The organism is Flavobacterium pectinovorum, from assembly GCF_022802975.1.
In the GTDB taxonomy this organism is placed as follows: Bacteria; Bacteroidota; Bacteroidia; order Flavobacteriales; family Flavobacteriaceae; genus Flavobacterium; species Flavobacterium pectinovorum_B.
Genome location: NZ_JAFEVZ010000013.1, coordinates 85,760 through 105,808, shown reverse-complemented (window position 1 = coordinate 105,808; position 20,049 = coordinate 85,760). Strand labels below are relative to the sequence as shown.

The window sequence follows — 20,049 nt, the reverse complement described above, 5'->3', positions numbered from 1 at the left end:
CGCTTCCATCACGGCTATGAAATTACGTTTGTTCTTTAAAACATTTTTTGTAAGAATATTTTAATATATTTGAGAAAAAACAATATCTGATATTTTTATATCATTTGTATGATAAAACTAAAAATAACAATAACAATGAGAAACAGCACCTTATTATTACTGTGTAGCTTGATTGGAATTAATAATTATTCTCAAGAAATAAAAAACAATCAAGCTTTTATTGATAAAAAAAATAAAACCAACTCAATACAAACAACATCTAAAGTAGTAGTACTTGATAAGGTTATACAAGGAATTGGACCTGCAGGAATAAGTAGTTCAGGAATAGCTTCCAGAGACATGATTAGCGAAGAAGAACTAAAGGGCTATCCTAAAATGAAAAACATACCTGACTCATTGACAAATCTAAAAGAATATCTTTTCATTTTAAATGACTTTCAGTTTTGTTATCAAAATTATAAACAAGGTATTTACAGTAAAGATTTCTTTATAAAGGAAGCTGAAAAGAATAAAATGAACCTTAAAGACACCATTCATTTAAGTGATAAAAAAGTAAAAAATACAATTTCAATTGTAGCAGGTTATACTTCTAACAAATCAATTGTATATATAGTTGATTCAAATAATAATGATGACTATTCAGATGATATACCAAAAAAATTACTTTCTAATTTAAACAAACAAGATGATATCCTCGACAATGCTGTCAATGTTGACATAGAATATTTTGATGGTAAATCAATTCAGAAAGACAAACAACTTATAACAGTTGAGCAAAATCTTAGGGGCAAAGATTTTTCTTTAATGTTCAAATTTCCTCAATACCGATATGGAAAAGTCCAATTAGGAAATGATTCTTACTTAATAATTTCGGAATCTAATAATCGTAATCAATCTATTTATTTAGCTAAAGACCAACCATACTTTGACAGACTTGATAAAAATAACATTATTAATCCTTCTCAATATTTGAAAATAAATGACAATTACATTCAATATTCTCCAATAACACAAAATCTTAGTAAAATAAAATTGACAATAAGCCACAACGATTTAGACAATAAAGCAACCCCAACAGCAAATCAAGTAGGGATGATGGCTCCAAATATAAGCGGTATAAACATTCTTGATCAAAGTAAAATTTCTTTAGAAAAATATAAGGGGAAATATGTATTTCTTGATTTCTGGAGTACTACATGCGCTCCTTGTATAAAAGAATTCCCAAAAATAAAAGAGGTTTTTGACAAATTCAGTCAAAACGATATTGAAATTATTGGAATAGTTGATGTTAGAGGAAAAATGGATATTAAAAACTTCATTAATAATCAAAATGTAACCTGGCAAAATATTGATGAAAAAAATCCATTAACAATTAATAAAGGCTACAATGTTAATTCATGGCCTACAACATATTTAATTGATCCAGATGGAAAAATTATTGATATTGATTTGAGAGGAGATGATTTAAACAACAAATTAGAGTTGTTGAAATTAGCAAAGAAATAGCCTCACTGCGCTATCAGAAAAAAATTAAGCTTCGTTCTATGAAAAATATTTTTTCCTAAACCAAAAGGCTGCATTTACAAGGGCAATCAAAGCAGGAACTTCGACCAAAGGTCCAATAACACCTGCAAAAGCCTGTCCGCTGTTGATTCCGAAAACACCTATTGCAACAGCAATCGCCAGTTCAAAGTTGTTTCCCGTGGCTGTAAAAGCTATTGCAGTACTTTTCGAATAATCAGCACCAAAATACTTTCCGGTAAAAAAGCTGATAACAAACATAACAACAAAATAAATCACTAAAGGAATCGCAATTCGAACAACATCCATCGGAATCTGTACAATTAATTCTCCTTTTAAACTAAACATAATTACAATTGTAAAAAGCAAAGCAATCAGAGTTACAGGAGAAACTAACGGAATATATTTATTCTGAAACCATTCTTCTCCTTTAAATTTTATGAAACCATATCGGCTTATGATGCCAAGTGCAAACGGAATTCCTAAATAAATACCCACGCTTTCAGCAATTTGTATAATACTTATATTCACATTAAAGCCTGTGTAACCAAAATAGGGTGGCAGAATTGTGATAAAAAGATAGGCATAAACGCTATATAGTAAAACCTGAAAAATACTGTTCAAAGCAATTAATCCTGCGGCATATTCACGGTTTCCATCGGCAAGATCGTTCCATACCACTACCATAGCAATACAGCGGGCGAGACCAATTAGGATTAATCCAATCATATATTCAGGGTATCCTTTTAAAAACAAAAGAGCCAGTACAAACATTAGAATTGGTCCGACAATCCAGTTTAAAAATAAAGAGGCACCTAAAACTTTTGTATTTTTAAATACGTCTCCCATCTTCTCGTATTTCACTTTTGCCAACGGTGGATACATCATAAGTATAAGTCCAATTGCTAAAGGAATATTGGTGGTTCCGCTGGAAAAGGAATTGATGAAATTTCCGCTTGACGGAATAAAATATCCTATAGAGACGCCAATTATCATGGCGATAAAAATCCATAAGGTTAGAAATCTGTCCAGAAAACCCAGTCTTTTTCTTTCAGCCGGAGCGCAATGATTTACAGTCATTTTATTTTTTTATTTGAGAGAAAACATAAAATAGTTCAGTAGCAATTTGAAGACTGCGTTCCTTATATTTTTCTGCTTGCTGCGGGGTATTATCAAAAGCTTTTGGATCTTCAAATGTAATCGGAATTCGTTTTTCGGCTCCTGCAATAAACGGACAGCCTTCATCTGCATTAGAACAAGTCATAATCGCTGCAAAATTGCTTTCCGGATTAAAAGCATCGTCATAGGTTTTAGAAAAAGCGATAATTGGTAATTGATTTTGAGCAAATTTTATTGCATAAACCGGATTGTTTCCATCAGAAAGTTTCTGAATTTTAAATCCTGTATTTTGTAAAGTTTCAGCAACTTTCGGGAACATAGCAGTAGCTTCTGTTCCGCCAGAATAACAAAAAACATTTTTTATACCGTAATAATATGCTGCTGTTTGTGCCCAGATTTGTGACAAATGACTTCTTCTGGAGTTGTGTGTGCAAATTAAATTTAATTGGATTTCTTCTTGATTTTCTACTTTAAGTTGAATAAAATCAATAAGCGGTTGTAAAATTATTTTACGTTCTGTAGTGATACTTTTAAAGTTTATTTTTTCTGTAAAATATTTTATTTCAGTAAATAATGTGTTTTTATTTAACATTTTTATTTAAGTTAAAGTTTAGCAACAGCTTCCGCCTGGAGTACATGAGTTAGAATTGTCTGTATGTAATTGAGATAATTTAAGTTTTGGTTTTTCTGTCGGAATTCCACATTGGTCCTGAGCCAGACAAGCAGTTTGTTTGTTCAGCAACAGGAAATCCTTTCCGTTAAAGTCTAAATCATATTTTCCAATTGTAGTATCCTGATATTCGACTTCAATTTCAAAATCTTCAATTCCTAAAACTTTTTCAGAAAGTTCAATAATATCAATTAGTTTCTGTGGTTTTAAACGATGCTCAAAATCATTGGCATTCCAAAGCTGAAAATTTACTAAGGTTTCTTTGCGAACCGTTCCTCCGCAATCAATAAAGTTTTTAGTGATTAAGCCTACTTCAGTAACATGAAAGTATTCCGGTACAAAATTCCCGTTGGGTAACTGAAAATTTACTGTCTCTACTGTTTCAAGTATGATTTTAATTTCTGAAAGTTTCATGGTTTTATATTTTATTATTTTATTGCAATATTACGATTGATTATAAAAAAAATGTTTAGCAACATTTTTGATTGGTAACAGTTAGGATAATTTTAGAAAAATAATCATTTAAAATGCCTACAACTTTTTCGTCGATACAGTAGCAAATTGCAGTTCCTTCAATATTTCCTTTAATAATGCCTGCGTTTTTTAATTCTTTTAAATGTTGTGATACGGTAGGCTGGGCGAGAGGAAGTTCGTTTACAATATCACCGCAAATGCAAGTGTTTACTTTAAGCAGATATTCAATAATGGCAATTCTGGCAGGATGTCCTAATGCTTTTGCAATTTTGGCAATCTGATTTTGTCTCTCAGTAAAATGATCTGTTTTTGTAGCCCCCATTTTATTTTTTATTTAAATATTGCAATATTACGATTAAATAAGTAATAAAAAAGAAAAAAAAGATATATTTTTTAAATCCATAGGTTATGATGGAATTTTTCCGGTAGTCATGAAGCTTGCAACCAGTATGATTGTAAAAAGGATTAAGAAAATGATATGACTAAGAATGGACAAAAGCAGTGCTTTACTTTTGGAAATTTTATTAAAAAACTGAATGTTTGTCCAAAAAATTAAAATAATATCAATCAGGTAAATGATGAATGTTATGGTTTTGTAATGCGATGTTCCGTTAAAATAATAAAGTAAAGGGAAAGTGGCAAGATGAGCAAAAAGTTTTTGAGAAGCTTTGAATGAATTTAAAACAAAATATTCAATAAAGTTATAGCCCTGTTTTCTAAAACAAATGTAAGTTCCTAATGTAAAAATTGGAATGGTAGCAATAGTAATCCATGAAAAATGTGTCACGGACCATTCGTTGAAACCACTTAAATCTATTTCTGAGGAATCACCAAATAAATCAACATGAAAAGAGTGAAATAAAAAACCATATAGTGTTGCCAGTACAACAACCAGAGAAAAAGGTTTAAAATGTTTTACACGTTTTCCTTCAATGAATTCACGAACAGAATGTCCCGGGCGTGTAAATAACTGTTTGAAAGAGTATAAGATTCCCTTATCAAAATGTAATAATCCGTGTTGAATATCGTGCCATAAAAAATGGGAGTTAATTTTATGGGTTTCGGCAGTTTGTCCGCAATTGTTACAGTAATGCCCTTTAAAAATCTGTCCGCAATTTTTACATGTAATATTCATAGATTCAAATTATATTTAAAGGATAATTTTTCAGTTTAAAGAACTTAAAAAGTATTCACAGTAATCTTTCAAAAGACATTCTTCGCATTTGGGTTTTGGCCTGCAGGTTTCTCTACCTAAAAAAGAAATGGCCATGCCAATTTCTGACCAGATTTTTTTTGGCAAAGCTTCCATTAATTGCTTTTCTATTTTGTTACCGTCTTTACTTTCCTGTGCAATTCCAATTCTGGGAGCCACTCTTATTACATGCAAATCGGTAATAATTCCTTCTGCGGGCTGGTGTGTTTCTCTCAGGATAACATTCGCAGATTTTCTTCCCAGTCCTTTTAAAGCTGTCAATCCGTTCATGGTTAATGGAATATTGTCATCATTTTTAATTGTTTTTGCAATTTCCAGAAGCCATTCTGTTTTGGTTGCATGATTCCGAACCTTGCTGACATAAGGAATAAAACTTTCTCTGTCTGTTTTCGATAAACTTTGTAAAGTAGGGAACTCAGCAAACAAGGCAGGAGCAATAGAGTTGATATTGGCATCAGAATCCTGAGCTGATAAAATCACCATTACCAATAATTGATAGGTGTTTTCATAATGCAAAGGATGCTTTTTTCCTTTGTATTTATTTAAAATGGGTTTTAAGTCGTTTTCCCGGTTCTTTGTTTCGCCAAATAAATCCATGTCAATTTCAATTAATCATTTTTGTTTATGAATTCTGTAATCTTTTTAATTACGCTTTGGTTTCCTAAAACTTTGCGGTGTCCCAAACCTTCGGTTAAAAACAAACTGCCTTTCTTTAAATGTTCATGAATATGGATTCCGGCTTTTACAGGAACTTCAGGATCGTCTTTATCATGGATAACCAAAACAGGAATTTCTAATTCTGCAGCCGCTTTGTATGCCGAAAAATCATCCATTTTGACCTGATATTTGTTTTCGAAATAATCACGTAAACGAATACTAATTTCGGTTTTTAAACCCAATTTTAAAATAAAATCATCTAAAATATCCTGTACAATATCACCACTACCAATTACTACAGCTTTTTTTACGTTTAAACCGCTCTTAACTGAATTTAAAACTGACATTCCTCCAAGCGAATGACCTATGGCTATATCGAACGTTCCGTACAAATTTTCAATTTCCAAGATTGATTCAATGAATTCAGACATTATAGTAGAATTTCCTTTTGATTTTCCGTGCGCAGGAGCATCAAAACTCACTACAGCGTATCCTTTTTCTAACAAAGCATCTGCAATTTTAAACAATTGTGTACCTCTTCCTGACCAGCCATGAACCAGTAAAACTTTTTTTTCGCTTTTAATATATTCATAAACTGTAATGTTTTTATTGATTGACGGAATATGAATTACTTTTTGTGCGCTTCCTGCATCCATTTCCAGTTCTCTTTTCGGAACTTTATGTTTTATAGGTGTTGTAAAAAGTTTAGCTGCATAAATGGTAGCAAGCTTAGGAGAAAAAAAAGCACATAATTTGCTGGAAACAAGAATAAATAGCGGGATTTTTAAGGATTTTACAGGATTTACTGATTTTTTTGGCATAATGATAATTTTTATTTAGCAGCTGAATTTTACTTAGTTTTTTCCTAAATTTAAAAAAACATAAAATTACAGAATAATACCAATTTACGTATTAATTTAATTGAGCACCAATTTATAAAAACAGCAGTCTTTTAATGGAAATATTTCATATTAGTGCAGAATGTTACCCAATGGCCAAAGTTGGCGGATTAGCCGATGTTGTTGGGGCATTACCAAAATACCAACAAAACGCAGGTCATGAGGTGCGGGTAGTTGTTCCTTCTTATGATACTAAATTTAAAAATGAAAATGATTTTGTATGTGTACACTGGGGAACAGTCGAATTAGGCAGTTTTCAATTTCCGTATAGTGTATTAAAAGAGCGTACAGATAAATTAGGTTACGAGTTATACCTGATAGAAATTAAAGAACTATTTGACAGGCCAAATATCTATGGCTATGATGATGATATCGAACGGTTTTTATCTTTTCAGATTGCGGTTTTAGACTGGATTAAGGCCAGAAATACGGTTCCTGATGTTATAAACTGCCACGATCATCACACAGGACTGATTCCGTTTATGCTTCAATTTAGCTATAAATATGAAGTGTTAAGCGAAGTGAGAACCGTAATAACCATTCATAACGGTTTGTATCAAGGATGGTTTGGGTTTGATAAAATGCATTATATACCTGAATTTGATTTAAAACACGCCGGCTTTTTAGAATGGAATAATTCTCTCAATTCATTAGCTGTGGCTGTCAAATGTGCCCATGCGGTTACGACTGTTTCACCAAGTTATCTGGATGAAATTAATGTTTCGGCTAATGGACTGGAATCTTTATTTAATTCGGTACGAAGTAAATCGAAGGGAATTTTAAACGGAATAGACATTGAAGTCTGGAATCCTTTAAAAGATAAAATGCTGGAAGAACATTTTAGTATTGATGATTTTGAAACAGGTAAACAAAAAAACAAAGAAAAGCTTTGCGAACGGTTTGATTTAGATGCTTCAAAACCGCTGTTTAGTTTTATTGGAAGATTATTTGATGAAAAAGGAGGTGATCTTTTACCTCTGGCTTCAGCATTGGCCTTGTCTGAAAATTTTAAGGATATAAACCTATTGATTTTAGGATCCGGAAATCCTGATATCGAAGCTCAATTGTTACAATTAAGTAATGATTACAAAGGAAACTATAATGTTTTTATTGGGTATAATGAAGAACTGGCACATTTGATTTATGCAGGTTCCGATTTTATTTTAATGCCGTCAAGAGTAGAACCTTGCGGATTAAATCAGATGTATGCTTTGCGCTACGGAACAATTCCTATTGTGAGAAGAACCGGCGGTTTGCGGGATACCGTAATTGATTTTGGAGATGATGGAAACGGAATTTGTCACGATCAGGCTTCGGTTGGAGATGTTTGTTATTCAATCAATCGTGCCGTAAATCTTTATAATGATAAAACCAGGTTTAATAAAATAATAATAAAAGGAATGTCAACGGATCATTCCTGGGAAAGAGTTTGCCAAGAATATATCGAAACATATAACCAAATAATTCAGAAACATGAAAGTTAACAAAAAAGGAGTTGTTGCCATTATTTTAGGAGGTGGTCAGGGATCACGTTTGTATCCGTTAACCGAAACAAGGTCAAAACCGGCTGTTCCAATTGGTGGAAAATACAGATTAGTAGATATTCCTATTTCAAATTGTATTAATTCAGATATCTTTAAAATATTTGTTTTGACACAATTTAATTCGGCTTCTTTAAATGCGCATATCAAAAACACTTTTAATTTTAGTATTTTCAGCCAGTCATTTGTTGATATTCTAGCTGCCGAACAAACTCCTGACAATCCAACCTGGTTTCAGGGAACTGCCGATGCTGTTCGCCAGTGTATGTCGCATTTTTTAAAACACGATTTTGAATATGCTTTAATACTTTCCGGAGATCAGTTATATCAAATGGATTTTAACGAAATGCTGGAAGCTCACATCAAGGCTGATGCTGCAATTTCGATTGCGACTTTGCCCGTAAATGCAAAAGACGCCCCTGAATTTGGAATCCTGAAAACCAATCATGAAAGTTGTATTGAAGCTTTTATTGAAAAACCGGATGCTTCGCTTTTACCGCAATGGGAGTCTGAAGTAAGTGAACAAATGCAGGAAAAAGGCAAAAAATATCTGGCTTCAATGGGGATTTATATCTTTAATCGTCAATTATTGGAAGATTTGATGGCTAATCCGGATACAAAGGATTTTGGAAAAGAAATTATTCCCCAAGCCGTTGGAAAACATAAAATTTTAAGCTACCAATACGAAGGATACTGGACAGACATTGGAAATATTGATTCCTTTTTCGAGGCAAATATTGGTTTGACTGCTGATATACCGGAATTTAATTTATTTGATGATGAAAACAAAATCTTTACACGTCCGAGGTTATTGCCGCCTTCAAAATTTAGAAATTCAAATATCAATCAGTCTTTAATTTCAGAAGGTTGTATCATCAACGCGAATGAAATTAAAAATTCGGTAATAGGTATACGTTCCAGAATTGGTGAAGGAACCGTGATTAAGCACTCGTATGTAATGGGTAATGATTTTTATCAGGATCTTGATGAAATGAATCGGGATACAATAAACAACAAAATACATATTGGAATTGGTGAAAATTGTTTCATTAAAAATGTTTTAGTTGATAAAAATGTACGTATTGGAAATAACGTTCATATTAACGGAGGAAAGCATTTAGAAAATTTTACTAATGAATTATATAGTATTAAGGACGGAATTGTGGTCATTAAAAAAGGAGCAATTCTTCCGGATAATTTCAGGATAGATTAGTTTTTTAGTCCCGAGTAATTAGTCCTTAGTGATTCGTAAAGAGTATTCTTTGTACTAACGACTATGACTAGGATTATTAATTAATTATCAATAAAAATAAAAAACACTGATTACTAAATACTAAGGACTAGTTACTATTCACTAAGTACTGGTTACTAATCACTAAGAACCCCAATATATGTCCAACGTTATTACCTATTCTCTATTTACTGATTTTGATATCGATTTATTCAAGGCAGGGAAACACTTCAAATTATACGAAAAACTAGGTGCGCATTTAGTAGAAGTTAATGGAGTAAAAGGTGTTTATTTTGCCGTTTGGGCACCAACTGCACAATCTGTTTCAGTGGTTGGCGATTTTAATTATTGGACACAAGGTGAGCATTTGCTTCAGGTGCGTTGGGATTCTTCCGGAATTTGGGAAGGTTTTATTCCAAATTTAGATAAAGGAGCACTTTATAAATATAAAATTGAGTCAAATATTGATGGAATTGTAACAGAAAAAGCAGATCCGTTTTCTTTATACTGCGAAAAACCACCTCATACGGCTTCTGTGGTCTGGGATTTGGATTATAACTGGAAAGATGAAAAATGGATGCAGTCACGTCCTGAGCACAATGCTTTGGATAAACCTTATTCAGTTTATGAAGTACATTTAGGTTCGTGGAAACGCGGAAATGATAATAAGTTTTTAACCTATCTGGAACTGGCGGATGATTTGGTGGCTTATGTTAAAGAAACCGGTTTTACACACGTAGAATTTATGCCGGTCATGGAGTATCCTTATGATCCTTCATGGGGATATCAGCTGGTAGGGTATTTTGCGCCAACCTCCCGCTTTGGCAAACCACAGGATTTTATGGTTTTGGTAGATAAATTGCATCAGGCTGGTATTGGTGTAATTCTGGATTGGGTTCCGTCACATTTTCCAGATGATGCGCACGGTCTAGGATTTTTTGACGGTTCGCATTTATATGAACATCCGGATCGTAGAAAAGGTTATCATCCGGACTGGAAAAGTCTTGTTTTTAACTACGGACGCAATGAAGTTCGTGCTTTTTTAATTAGCAACGCCGTTTTTTGGCTTCAAAATTATCATGTTGATGGTTTAAGAGTTGATGCTGTAGCTTCGATGTTATATTTAGATTATTCCAGAAATGAAGGGGAGTGGGAACCTAATATTTATGGTGGAAGAGAAAATCTTGAAACCATAAGTTTTCTTAAAGAATTTAATGAAGTTATTTATGCTAATTTTAATGGGGTTCAAACCATTGCAGAAGAAAGTACTTCTTTTCCAATGGTTTCCAGACCAACATTCACAGGAGGTTTAGGTTTCGGAATGAAATGGATGATGGGCTGGATGCACGATACTTTAAAATACTTTCAAAAAGATACGGTTTACAGAAAATACCATCAAAATGATTTGACTTTTTCGATGACTTATGCTTTTACCGAAAATTTTATGCTGCCTTTTTCGCATGATGAAGTGGTTTACGGAAAACAATCTATTGTGTATAAAATGCCGGGTGATGAATGGCAGAAATTTGCCAATCTTAGACTGCTTTACGGTTATATGTTTACACATCCCGGAACCAAATTATTGTTTATGGGATCTGAATTTGGACAAACAGCCGAGTGGAATTTTGAAAACAGCCTGGATTGGCATCTGTTGAAATATGATTATCATTCAGGTATCAAAGATGTAATTAGAGATTTAAATCAATTGTATAAATCAAGTCCGGCTTTGTATGAAAAACAATTCAGCGGAGATGGCTTTGAATGGATTAATTATTCCGATCATCAAAATGCTGTTTTATCCTATATTCGAAAGGGAAATAATCCTGATGAAAATTTAGTCATTGTCTGCAATCTTACTCAGGTTGTCAGGGATAATTACAGAATTGGAGTTCCTAAAGAAGCTAACCTGAAAGAAATTTTTAACAGTGATTCTAAACTTTACGGCGGAAGCGGGGTTACAAATTCAGGAGTATTAGAAGTTGAATCCTTTTCTTATGATGGGAGAGATTTTTCGGTTGAATTAATTTTGCCTCCATTAAGTGTTACGGTTTATTCTTTCGTATAAAAAATCTTCTTATTCATAAGACTGTGATTTTGTTATTTTTAAGGGTGTAAATTAATGAATTGATGTTTTTTTGAGGTGTAAATTATCACTCAGGCAGAAAAAACGTTTTCGTTAATAAACCGTTTATTCATAGGGGATTACTAAGTTTTTTTGTAAGTTTGAAACTAAAGGCAGCAAAATTAAAATTAATCCATTAGTCATATGATTACAAATACCGCACTAGAATACAAAGGAAATTTATTTCCATCAAAAGTCGTTTCGTATGAGCATGAAGGCGATTCCATTTCTTTCAATACAGATAACAATGTAATTTTAAAAGTCACTATTCTTAGGGATAGTTTAATTCGGTTTAGGTTTACTACAAAAGGCTATTTTAGTAATGATTTTTCGTATGCAATTGATAAAAGTCAGCTGCATGGTTATAATGTTCTGAATGTTACAGAAGAAGAAAATCATTTTGAAATCAGGACTAGTAAAGTAAAATGTAAAATTAAAAAGGCAGATCTTCGTTTGTCGATTTATGATTTGAATGATTTTTTAATTCTCGAAGACGAACTTGGTTTTCATTGGGAAGAGAGTTATGAATATGGCGGAAATATCGTAAAAATGAGTAAATCATCAAAAGATGGTGAATGTTTTTACGGTCTTGGAGACAAAGCCACACAAATGAATTTAAAAGGCAAAAGAGTAGAAAATTTTGCTACGGATCAATACGCTTATCATAAAGATCAGGAACCTTTGTATAAAGTAGTTCCTTTTTATATTGGCCTGCATAACAAACAATCTTACGGTATTTTCTTTGATAATACATTTCGAACTTTTTTTGATTTTTGCCAGGAAAGAAGAAACGTAACCAGTTTCTGGAGTGAAGGTGGCGAAATGAATTATTATTTCGTTTACGGCCCGCAAATGCAGGATGTTGTTACGACTTACACCGATTTGACCGGTAAGCCGGAATTGCCGCCACTTTGGGTTTTAGGATACCATCAATGTAAATGGAGTTACTATCCGGAGAGTAAAGTAAAAGAAATCACTTCAAAATTCAGGGAACTTAAAATTCCTTGTGATGCAATATATCTGGACATCGATTATATGGATGGTTTTCGATGTTTTACATGGAATAAAGATTATTTTCCGGATCCAAAAAAAATGGTTGCTGAATTAGCCGAAGATGGTTTTAAAACGATAGTAATCATTGACCCCGGAATTAAAATAGATAAAAATTACTGGGTTTATAAAGAAGGTCTGGAAAAAGACTATTTCTGTAAAAGAGCAGACGGACCTTATATGAAAGGGAAAGTCTGGCCAGGCGAATGTAATTTTCCGGATTATACCAATCCTGTAGTAAGAGAATGGTGGGCAGGGTTATTTAAAGAATTAATTTCTGATATTGGAGTAAAAGGAGTGTGGAATGATATGAACGAGCCTGCCGTTATGGAGGTTCCAAATAAAACTTTTCCAATGGATGTTCGACATGTTTATGACGGAAATCCATGCAGTCACAGAAAAGCGCATAACATCTACGGTACTCAAATGGCAAGAGCAACTTATCATGGAGTGAAACGATTTGCGTATCCAAAGCGCCCTTTTGTCATTACAAGATCTGCTTATTCGGGTGCACAGCGCTATACATCTTCGTGGACAGGTGATAACGTAGCAACCTGGGAACACTTGTGGATTGCTAATATTCAGGTTCAGAGAATGTCTATCTCCGGAATGGGATTCACGGGTTCTGATATTGGAGGATTTGCCGAACAGCCAACAGGTGAATTATACGCACGCTGGATTCAGTTAGGTGTTTTTCATCCTTTTTGCAGAACACATTCTTCAGGAGATCACGGAAATCAGGAGCCTTGGGCCTTTGATGAAGAAGTAGTCAATATTACCCGAAAATTTGTGAATCTTCGCTACCAATTGTTACCTTACTTATATACGATGTTCTGGCAGTATATTGAAGAGGGGATTCCGATGCTGAAACCGTTGGTATATTACGATCAGGATGATACTCAGACGCATTATCGCAATGACGAATTTATCTTTGGGAATCATATATTAGTTTGCCCAATTCTGGAGCCTAATGCTGTAGGAAGACGTATGTATATTCCAAGAGGTGAGTGGTATAACTACTGGACGAATGAATTTGCGATTGGAGGTCGTGAAGTTTGGGTTGATACTAAATTTGATGAAATTCCGGTTTTCGTAAAAGCGGGATCTATTATTCCAAAATATCCTGTACAGCAATATGTTGGGGAATTGGAATTTGATGAATTAGTTCTGGATTGTTACTTTAAAATTGGTAAGGAAAAATCAGAAGTTTATGAAGATGCACAGGATGGCTACGATTATAAAAAAGGACGTTATAGCTTTTTATCTTTCAGAACCATCGGAAAAGAAAAAGAACTTATTATTCAGCTACATAAAGAAGGAAAATATGATACAGCTTACAGCAAGTACAAAATCAACTTAATTGGATTGCCTTTTAAAGTGACTGAAATTGAAATTGATAATGAAAAGATTGAATTTAACGCAATTGATTTTGAATTGAATCATTTCCTAATTGTAGACAAGGAATTTAATGAGCTTCATATTGTTGGAGAATAATAAAAAAAACAGCGAACTTTGAAATTTAAGTTCGCTGTTTTTTTATCATCTATACAGATTTTATTTTATTTCTTTTAAAGCTTTAATTTCAGCTGCAGAAACTTTAATTACAGTTCCGTGTCTGGTTCCTTTAGGAAAACTAACCTGTTCTGAAATATCTTCCCAGCCTTTGGAGGTTTGTTTAACAGCACCATATTTCTTTTGAGTGTATTTATCAAAGTAAACAATCCATTCATTATTTATTTGGATAGCAGTAGGGCCTTCTGCCCAATAATTTCCAGTGATAGGTTCACTTGCTTTTGTGTACTGACCTTCGAGTTTTTTACTTGTGGCAATTTTTAAATTCTTCTGAACCGGGACTTTTGTTTCATCTTTTAAATACATTGTGTAGCCTTCATTTGTTTTTACAATAGAAGCATCAATGACATTAAAACCAGGTTCGTAAAGCAATTTGGTTTTAGAGAATTTTTTAAAATCCTTAGTTATGGTATAGTAAATCCTGTGATTGTATCCTTTTTCTTCTTCTGATTTGGTTTCCGGAAACTTTCCGTCAATTGTAGAAGCCCAGTAAATCATGTAGGTTTTAGATTTTTCATCATACGTAATTTCAGGAGCCCAGGTATTTCTGGTTTTTTCTTCATGAGCCATAACCGGAATAAATTGCTGTTTTGACCAGTGAATCAAATCTTTTGAAGAGGCATAACCAATTCCTTTATCTGTCCAGCTTACCGTCCAGACCATGTGATATAAGCCGTCTCCGCCTTTTATGACACACGGGTCTCTCATAAGCTTATCTTTTCCAACTTCAGGAGTTAAAAAAGAAGTATCGTTTTTTAAAGTATTCCATTTATAACCATCTTCGCTGTAAGCCAGATGCAAACCGTCTTCACCATTCCCTTTAAAATAAGTGAACACATAACCATCAGATTTTAAGATGTAATCGTTAACAGCGAGCCATTTTTTACAGGCTTCCGGCCAGTAGGAGTTGGTGCCTTTTACGCCCAGGCCAAATCCGTGACCTCCGTTTTCATACAAATGCATTTCTGCAAGGACTTTTTCTTTTTTAAGACCTAAATAATAATTGATGCTATTTTCTACAGGAACAGCCTTGTCATCAGTAGCATGCACTAAAAATGTTTTTGGTGTCTCAGTAGTTATTTGTTTTTCGTTCGAATATTTTTCAACGATTTCGCCCTGGGCATTTTTGCCTAACAAATTATCTTTTGAACCTTGGTGCGTAACACCTTCCTGCATGGATATTACAGGATAAATTAAAATTGAAAAATTAGGTTTTGCACTTGTTGTATCAGAAGGAGTGTAAACCTTATCGTTATAATGCGTAGCTAAAGTTGAAGCCAGATGACCTCCGGCAGAAAATCCCATAAAACCAATTTTGTTAGGATTTAGGTTCCATTTAACTGCATTTCTTCGAAGTAGGCGAACGGCTTCCTGAGCATCCTGCAGAGGCGCAACTGTTTTGTCTTTCATAATCAAATCGTTCGGCAGTCTGTATTTTAAAACAAAAGCATTTATTCCTAAACTGTTAAACCATTCGGCAACTTTATAACCTTCTTTGTCAATGGCCAGTATTCCGTAAGCGCCTCCAGGACATATTATAACAGCTGTTCCGTTTGATTTTTCCTGATCTGCAAAATAAGCTGTAAGGGTAGGCGTGGTTACTTTGCGGACATCAACAGCAATACCCTCCTTATTAGTAACTATTTTCTCTGTATATTCTGTATTCTCAATAGCATCCGGAACTTTATCCCACAATGGAATTTCTTTTTTTTGAGAGGAAGCTGAAAGACTTATTCCTAAAGAAATACTAATTAAAATTGCTTTAATTCGGTTTAAATTATTTGATTTTTTCATAAAATTCTATTTCAACAATGCGTAATTGTCCCTTTGCATCTACAGCTGTTGGGTCTTTAAATAAATCTAAATCTTTGTTTGCTTCCACTTCAACAATTTTAGAGAATCCATCTTTTTCAGTGTTTGATCCAATGAGTTCAATTGTGATTTTTTCAGTTAAAACCGGCTCTACAGGAATCGTAATATAACCCAGACTCTGAGTTGTATTGCCTTTGAAAACTTCTTTTCCGTCTGCTAAAATACGAATTGGATAAATTTTAGACCTCCATCCGGTTAATTTTATTACACATTCGTTCACTGTTGAAGGTTTTGAGAATGTATAGGTTATTGAACCGCTTTTTACATTTCCATCATTTTTCCATTCTGTTAGTTCGTTATCATCGTAGCTTTTAAAAGTATCATTATTATTTGAAAGCGACGAAGCACTTACAATAACTACAGGATTTCTTTTTATTGTGTAAGATGGCGTTTTTGGAGTAGGGCCTCTTTCTAAATTCGACGCTAAATTAACACCTGGAATTGCTGTGGAAAGTCCATTTTGAGTTTTAAAGACTTTGCTTTCAAAAGTCAATTCAGCTGATTTTAATCCTTTGGCTACAGCTGAAATTTTTATCTTTCTGTTTATCATCATGGACTGCAGCATCACTCTGTTAACACCATTTTCAACCGGAAGCGCTTTAGAAAGAATATAATTGTTAGGCCCTTGAGCAATTCCGCCTAACCAAGTCGCAGGACCATCAACAGAAAAAGTAATCAGGTCATTGCTGATTGGGCAGCGATTTCCATTTTTGTCAACAACTTCAACATCAATCAAAGCTGTATCTGCGCCATCTGCTAGAAGTCCCAGCTTTTGCGTAATTAATTTTAGTCTGATTGCTGTGGGATTTCCAACAGTCATTTTAGAGTCTTCACTTAAAATAGCTCCTTTTTCATCGTAGCCAATCGCTTTTATAGTGCCTTCTTTAAATGCAATATTTTCAAAAGTAAAGAGAAACTGGTTGCTTTGTTTTCCAAACCCCTGTGAGATTCCGTTGATAAAAAGTTCCACTTTATTAGCAGTGGAAACTACATAAATATTTTTGACCACTTTATCGGCGTAGTTCCAGTGTCCCATAATGTGAGTACGATGTTTTTCGATATCAACCCAACCATCCCACATCACCTGATGTGCCCAAAATCCGTCTTTTGGGATACGCATGGCATCTACCTCGCCACTGGTTCTGTAATTCGATTCGCCTCTGTGGTGGGTATTAGAATCCGAGAAAATAATATTAACACCGCCCGAATTTACTCTTTTTCCTGTACCCGGTCTTTCTCTGTAATAATCATACCAGCGAATTATATTTTCGATAGCATGACGGTCCTGATTATGGTTGTAATCTTCGGCAGGTTTATCACGATATAAAGGACCATCGCCTTCCTTATGAAAGGGAGGAGAGAATTCATCCCAATATTTACGCAGGCCTTCATCTCTTGAATATTCGGTTGCCCATAAAGGTATTCTTGCGCTTTTATTGATGTAAAGCATTTCACCGCCATATTCTGCTTCTTTGCTGTCCAGCATTTCACGGGAGCCAATAGCACGTCCGCCATTCGGATCATAAAGATTTCGAATGGCTTTCATTTCTTTCATGTGTTCTTCGCTGATAGACTCATTACCGCTTTCGTAAAAAATAATACTCGGGTTATTTCGGTTGTAAATAATAGCATCGCGCATCAGGTTAGTACGCTGGTTCCATTGTTCGCCTTTAGCATCTTTTTCAGCATCTCCGGCAGGCATTGCCTGTAGTAATCCCATTCTGTCACAGGATTCTACATCTTGTTTCCAGGGTGTAACGTGCATCCAGCGTACTAAATTTCCGTTGCCTTCAATAATTAATTTATTGCTAAAATCACTCAGCCAGGGCGGAACAGACATACCGATAGCCGGCCATTCGTTGCTGGTTCTTTGCGCATAACCTTTGATCTGAATCACTCTGTCGTTTAGCCAAATTTCACCATTTTTGAATGCTGTTTTACGAAAACCTGTTTTGGTTGAAACTTCGTCAACGATTTTTCCATCGACTTTTAAAATGGTTTTTACTGTGTACAAATAGCCGTAACCCCAGCTCCAAAAGTGTAAATTGTTAATGAGTTTGCTGGATTTTATAATTTTAGTTTCATTTGGAAGAAGGCTTGTTTTTTCTCCTGTAAAAGAAGCAATTGTTTTGCCTTGAATGTCTTCAATAACTACATTGTATTCTACTTTTTTTGCTGTTTCAAATTCATTTCGAACCTCAGTTTCTGCATGAATAATGGCACTTTGTTCCTGAATGTTTATATCAGAAGGATAAATGTAAACTCCAGTAGTTTTTAGATTAGAATAGAGTGGAAGTGTCTGATATAATTTGCCTGTAATATGAAGGAAAACGTTTTTTGGGATTCCGCCATAATTAGCATTGAAATTCATGTTATTCCATTGATAGGTAGAATTGGTCGCTATTTCTCTGTATTTCCAGTCATTGTCAATTCTTAAGGCAATTGTGTTTTCTTCAGGGAAAGATTTTACAATTTCAGAAATATCAAAGCCAAAGCCCATTACACCATTTTCATGAAGCCCTACTTTTTGTCCGTTGATATAAATAACACCGCCCTGACGAATACCTTCAAATTCCAGGAAGATTTTTTTGTCCTTGATGCCTTTTGGTAATTTAAATTTTTTACGATACCAGACAATACCTGTTGTATGATGGTCAATATCTTTTTCAAAAGCCTCTTCCTGATTATAGGCATGAGGCAGCGTAACTTTTCTCCATGCGGTATCATCAAAAACAGGAGATTCCGCATTTTGGGAATCTCCTGTTTGTAATTTCCAATCGGAATTGAAATTGTATTTTTCTCTTTTAAATTCTTGTGAAAAAAGACTTGAATTAAAGAATATCAAAACAAGACAAAAGAGTATTTTTTTCATGGTGGTTCTTGGTTAGTTGCGTGAGGGATGGAAGTGGAGCTCTCCCGATTTTTCATCGGGAAGCGGGAACGTACAGCCCGACCCGACCTTTTCGGGAGGGGCACGCCCAAATTATTTCATTTTATAAATTTCTGATCCGGCCAATAAAAAACAACCTAATCCGTAATCTTCAAAATCCGGGATTTTATCGTATGATAACGGTTGACCATCTTTAGGTTCTTTTCCTGTTGACTGTAAAAACCCTAAGAATCCGGTATCATGCAAAGCGTCTTTGGTCATGGCGTTCCATGCCTTTTCGATTACAGGCAAATACGTTTCTTTCTTTAAGATTCCGCTGTTGATTCCGTAAGCCATTCCGTAAACGAACAAAGCGGTTCCTGAAGTTTCTTTTTCTCCAAAATTCGTAGGATCATGCAAACTTACATTCCAGAATCCGTCTGCTCTTTGAATAGGAACCAATGCAGCTGCCATCGCTTTTAAATCTTTTACATATTGTTCTCTATGAGGCGCATTTTTAGGAATTATGGTCAAAACTTTAGCCAAAGCACCAATTACCCATCCGTTTCCACGGCTCCAGTAGCAATCTTCTCCATTTGGTTCTTTGTATGGAGGATCAAAATCGGCATCACGCCACCATAAACCATCTTTTGGATTAAAAAGTCCGTTGTCTCCATGTTTGTTTCTTGAATACATATACATTTGATACATTTTCTCGAAATAACGATTGTCTTTTTCAAGTACTCCCAGTTTAGCAAAAACCGGCATTCCCATCTGAATGGCATCAATCCATGACCAATCGTCAAGTTGAGGCGTATTCAGCAGCATGTTGATATTGGCTTTGGTATTTTTTAGTTTTTTAGCATCCGGTTCTAAATTATACAAATCGATATAGGTTTGAGCCGCACAATAATTATCTGCATTTCGGGTAACGTTTCCGCTGTTAAACCCCCATTTATGAAATTCTGACCAGTCGTAAGCGTATTTGTAGTAAGCTTCTTTTGGGAAAATTTCATGCAAAGCCATTAATCCTTCATAATAAACACCACGTGTCCAGATATTGCTTGGGCGCTCTTTGTTTGTGATGATTGTTTTACCTGTTTCCGGCCATTTTTGCATGAAATAATCATTTGCCAAAATCATTTGTTTCAGCACTAATTTTTTATCAAATGGCTGTTGTGCATTTGTGGTATTCGTATATAAAAAGCATATAGCGAAAACTAAAAGTAACTTTTTCAT

15 protein-coding genes are annotated in these 20,049 nt (G+C 34.3%); 5 read left to right on the top strand and 10 right to left on the bottom strand.

From position 1 onward, the window contains the following. Window positions 1-135: 135 nt before the first annotated feature. A complete protein-coding gene (locus FLV_RS16770; RefSeq protein ID WP_243235447.1) occupies window positions 136-1,506 on the top strand; it encodes a TlpA family protein disulfide reductase in 1,371 nt (456 codons plus the stop codon). A gap of 36 nt (window positions 1,507-1,542) precedes the next feature. On the opposite strand, the gene arsB is transcribed toward FLV_RS16770, so the two are convergent. From arsB to FLV_RS16735, 7 genes are all read right to left on the bottom strand, one after another. Continuing rightward, on the bottom strand, window positions 1,543-2,601 hold the full coding sequence (arsB, locus tag FLV_RS16765) for an ACR3 family arsenite efflux transporter (protein WP_243235446.1): 1,059 nt from the start codon (window positions 2,599-2,601) through the stop codon (window positions 1,543-1,545). A gap of 1 nt (window position 2,602) precedes the next feature. Then, the gene (locus tag FLV_RS16760; RefSeq protein ID WP_243235444.1) at window positions 2,603-3,232 is read right to left on the bottom strand and encodes a low molecular weight phosphatase family protein; all 630 of its coding nucleotides are present in this window, start codon (window positions 3,230-3,232) and stop codon (window positions 2,603-2,605) included. An 18-nt stretch (window positions 3,233-3,250) separates the two neighbouring features. Beyond that, on the bottom strand, window positions 3,251-3,724 hold the full coding sequence (locus tag FLV_RS16755; RefSeq protein ID WP_243235440.1) for a DUF6428 family protein: 474 nt from the start codon (window positions 3,722-3,724) through the stop codon (window positions 3,251-3,253). Between the two features lie 55 nt (window positions 3,725-3,779). Further along, entirely contained in the window at window positions 3,780-4,106 is a 327-nt protein-coding gene (locus FLV_RS16750; protein ID WP_243235439.1) for an ArsR/SmtB family transcription factor, read from the bottom strand. Between the two features lie 84 nt (window positions 4,107-4,190). After that, window positions 4,191-4,919, bottom strand: a complete 729-nt coding sequence (locus FLV_RS16745; protein ID WP_243235427.1) for a DUF3667 domain-containing protein — start codon at window positions 4,917-4,919, stop codon at window positions 4,191-4,193. Between the two features lie 30 nt (window positions 4,920-4,949). Beyond that, window positions 4,950-5,594 (bottom strand): endonuclease III domain-containing protein, encoded by a 645-nt coding sequence (locus FLV_RS16740; protein ID WP_243235426.1) that lies wholly within the window; start codon window positions 5,592-5,594, stop codon window positions 4,950-4,952. 11 nt (window positions 5,595-5,605) lie between these two features. Beyond that, window positions 5,606-6,475, bottom strand: a complete 870-nt coding sequence (locus FLV_RS16735; protein ID WP_243235425.1) for an alpha/beta hydrolase — start codon at window positions 6,473-6,475, stop codon at window positions 5,606-5,608. A 134-nt stretch (window positions 6,476-6,609) separates the two neighbouring features. On the opposite strand from FLV_RS16735, the gene FLV_RS16730 reads away from it, so the two are divergent. From FLV_RS16730 to FLV_RS16715, 4 genes are all read left to right on the top strand, one after another. After that, complete coding sequence (locus tag FLV_RS16730; RefSeq protein WP_243235424.1) at window positions 6,610-8,037, top strand: glycogen synthase; 1,428 nt, start codon at window positions 6,610-6,612, stop codon at window positions 8,035-8,037. Further along, complete coding sequence (locus FLV_RS16725) at window positions 8,027-9,307, top strand: glucose-1-phosphate adenylyltransferase (RefSeq protein ID WP_243235422.1); 1,281 nt, start codon at window positions 8,027-8,029, stop codon at window positions 9,305-9,307. Before FLV_RS16730 ends, FLV_RS16725 begins: the two co-directional genes overlap by 11 nt. A 178-nt stretch (window positions 9,308-9,485) precedes the next feature. Beyond that, window positions 9,486-11,390 carry a 1,4-alpha-glucan branching protein GlgB gene (gene glgB, locus FLV_RS16720; protein ID WP_243235420.1) on the top strand — a complete coding sequence of 635 codons (1,905 nt, stop codon included), beginning with the start codon at window positions 9,486-9,488 and terminating at the stop codon, window positions 11,388-11,390. 201 nt (window positions 11,391-11,591) lie between these two features. After that, window positions 11,592-13,991 (top strand): glycoside hydrolase family 31 protein, encoded by a 2,400-nt coding sequence (locus tag FLV_RS16715; RefSeq protein WP_243235416.1) that lies wholly within the window; start codon window positions 11,592-11,594, stop codon window positions 13,989-13,991. A gap of 60 nt (window positions 13,992-14,051) precedes the next feature. Here FLV_RS16715 and FLV_RS16710 read toward each other — a convergent pair whose 3' ends face one another. The 3 genes from FLV_RS16710 to FLV_RS16700 form a co-directional block, all read right to left on the bottom strand. Then, complete coding sequence (locus FLV_RS16710; protein WP_243235414.1) at window positions 14,052-15,863, bottom strand: prolyl oligopeptidase family serine peptidase; 1,812 nt, start codon at window positions 15,861-15,863, stop codon at window positions 14,052-14,054. Further along, entirely contained in the window at window positions 15,847-18,813 is a 2,967-nt protein-coding gene (locus FLV_RS16705) for a glycoside hydrolase family 2 protein (RefSeq protein ID WP_243235412.1), read from the bottom strand. Before FLV_RS16705 ends, FLV_RS16710 begins: the two co-directional genes overlap by 17 nt. Window positions 18,814-18,924: 111 nt before the next feature. Then, window positions 18,925-20,049 carry a glycoside hydrolase family 88 protein gene (locus FLV_RS16700; protein WP_243235404.1) on the bottom strand — a complete coding sequence of 375 codons (1,125 nt, stop codon included), beginning with the start codon at window positions 20,047-20,049 and terminating at the stop codon, window positions 18,925-18,927.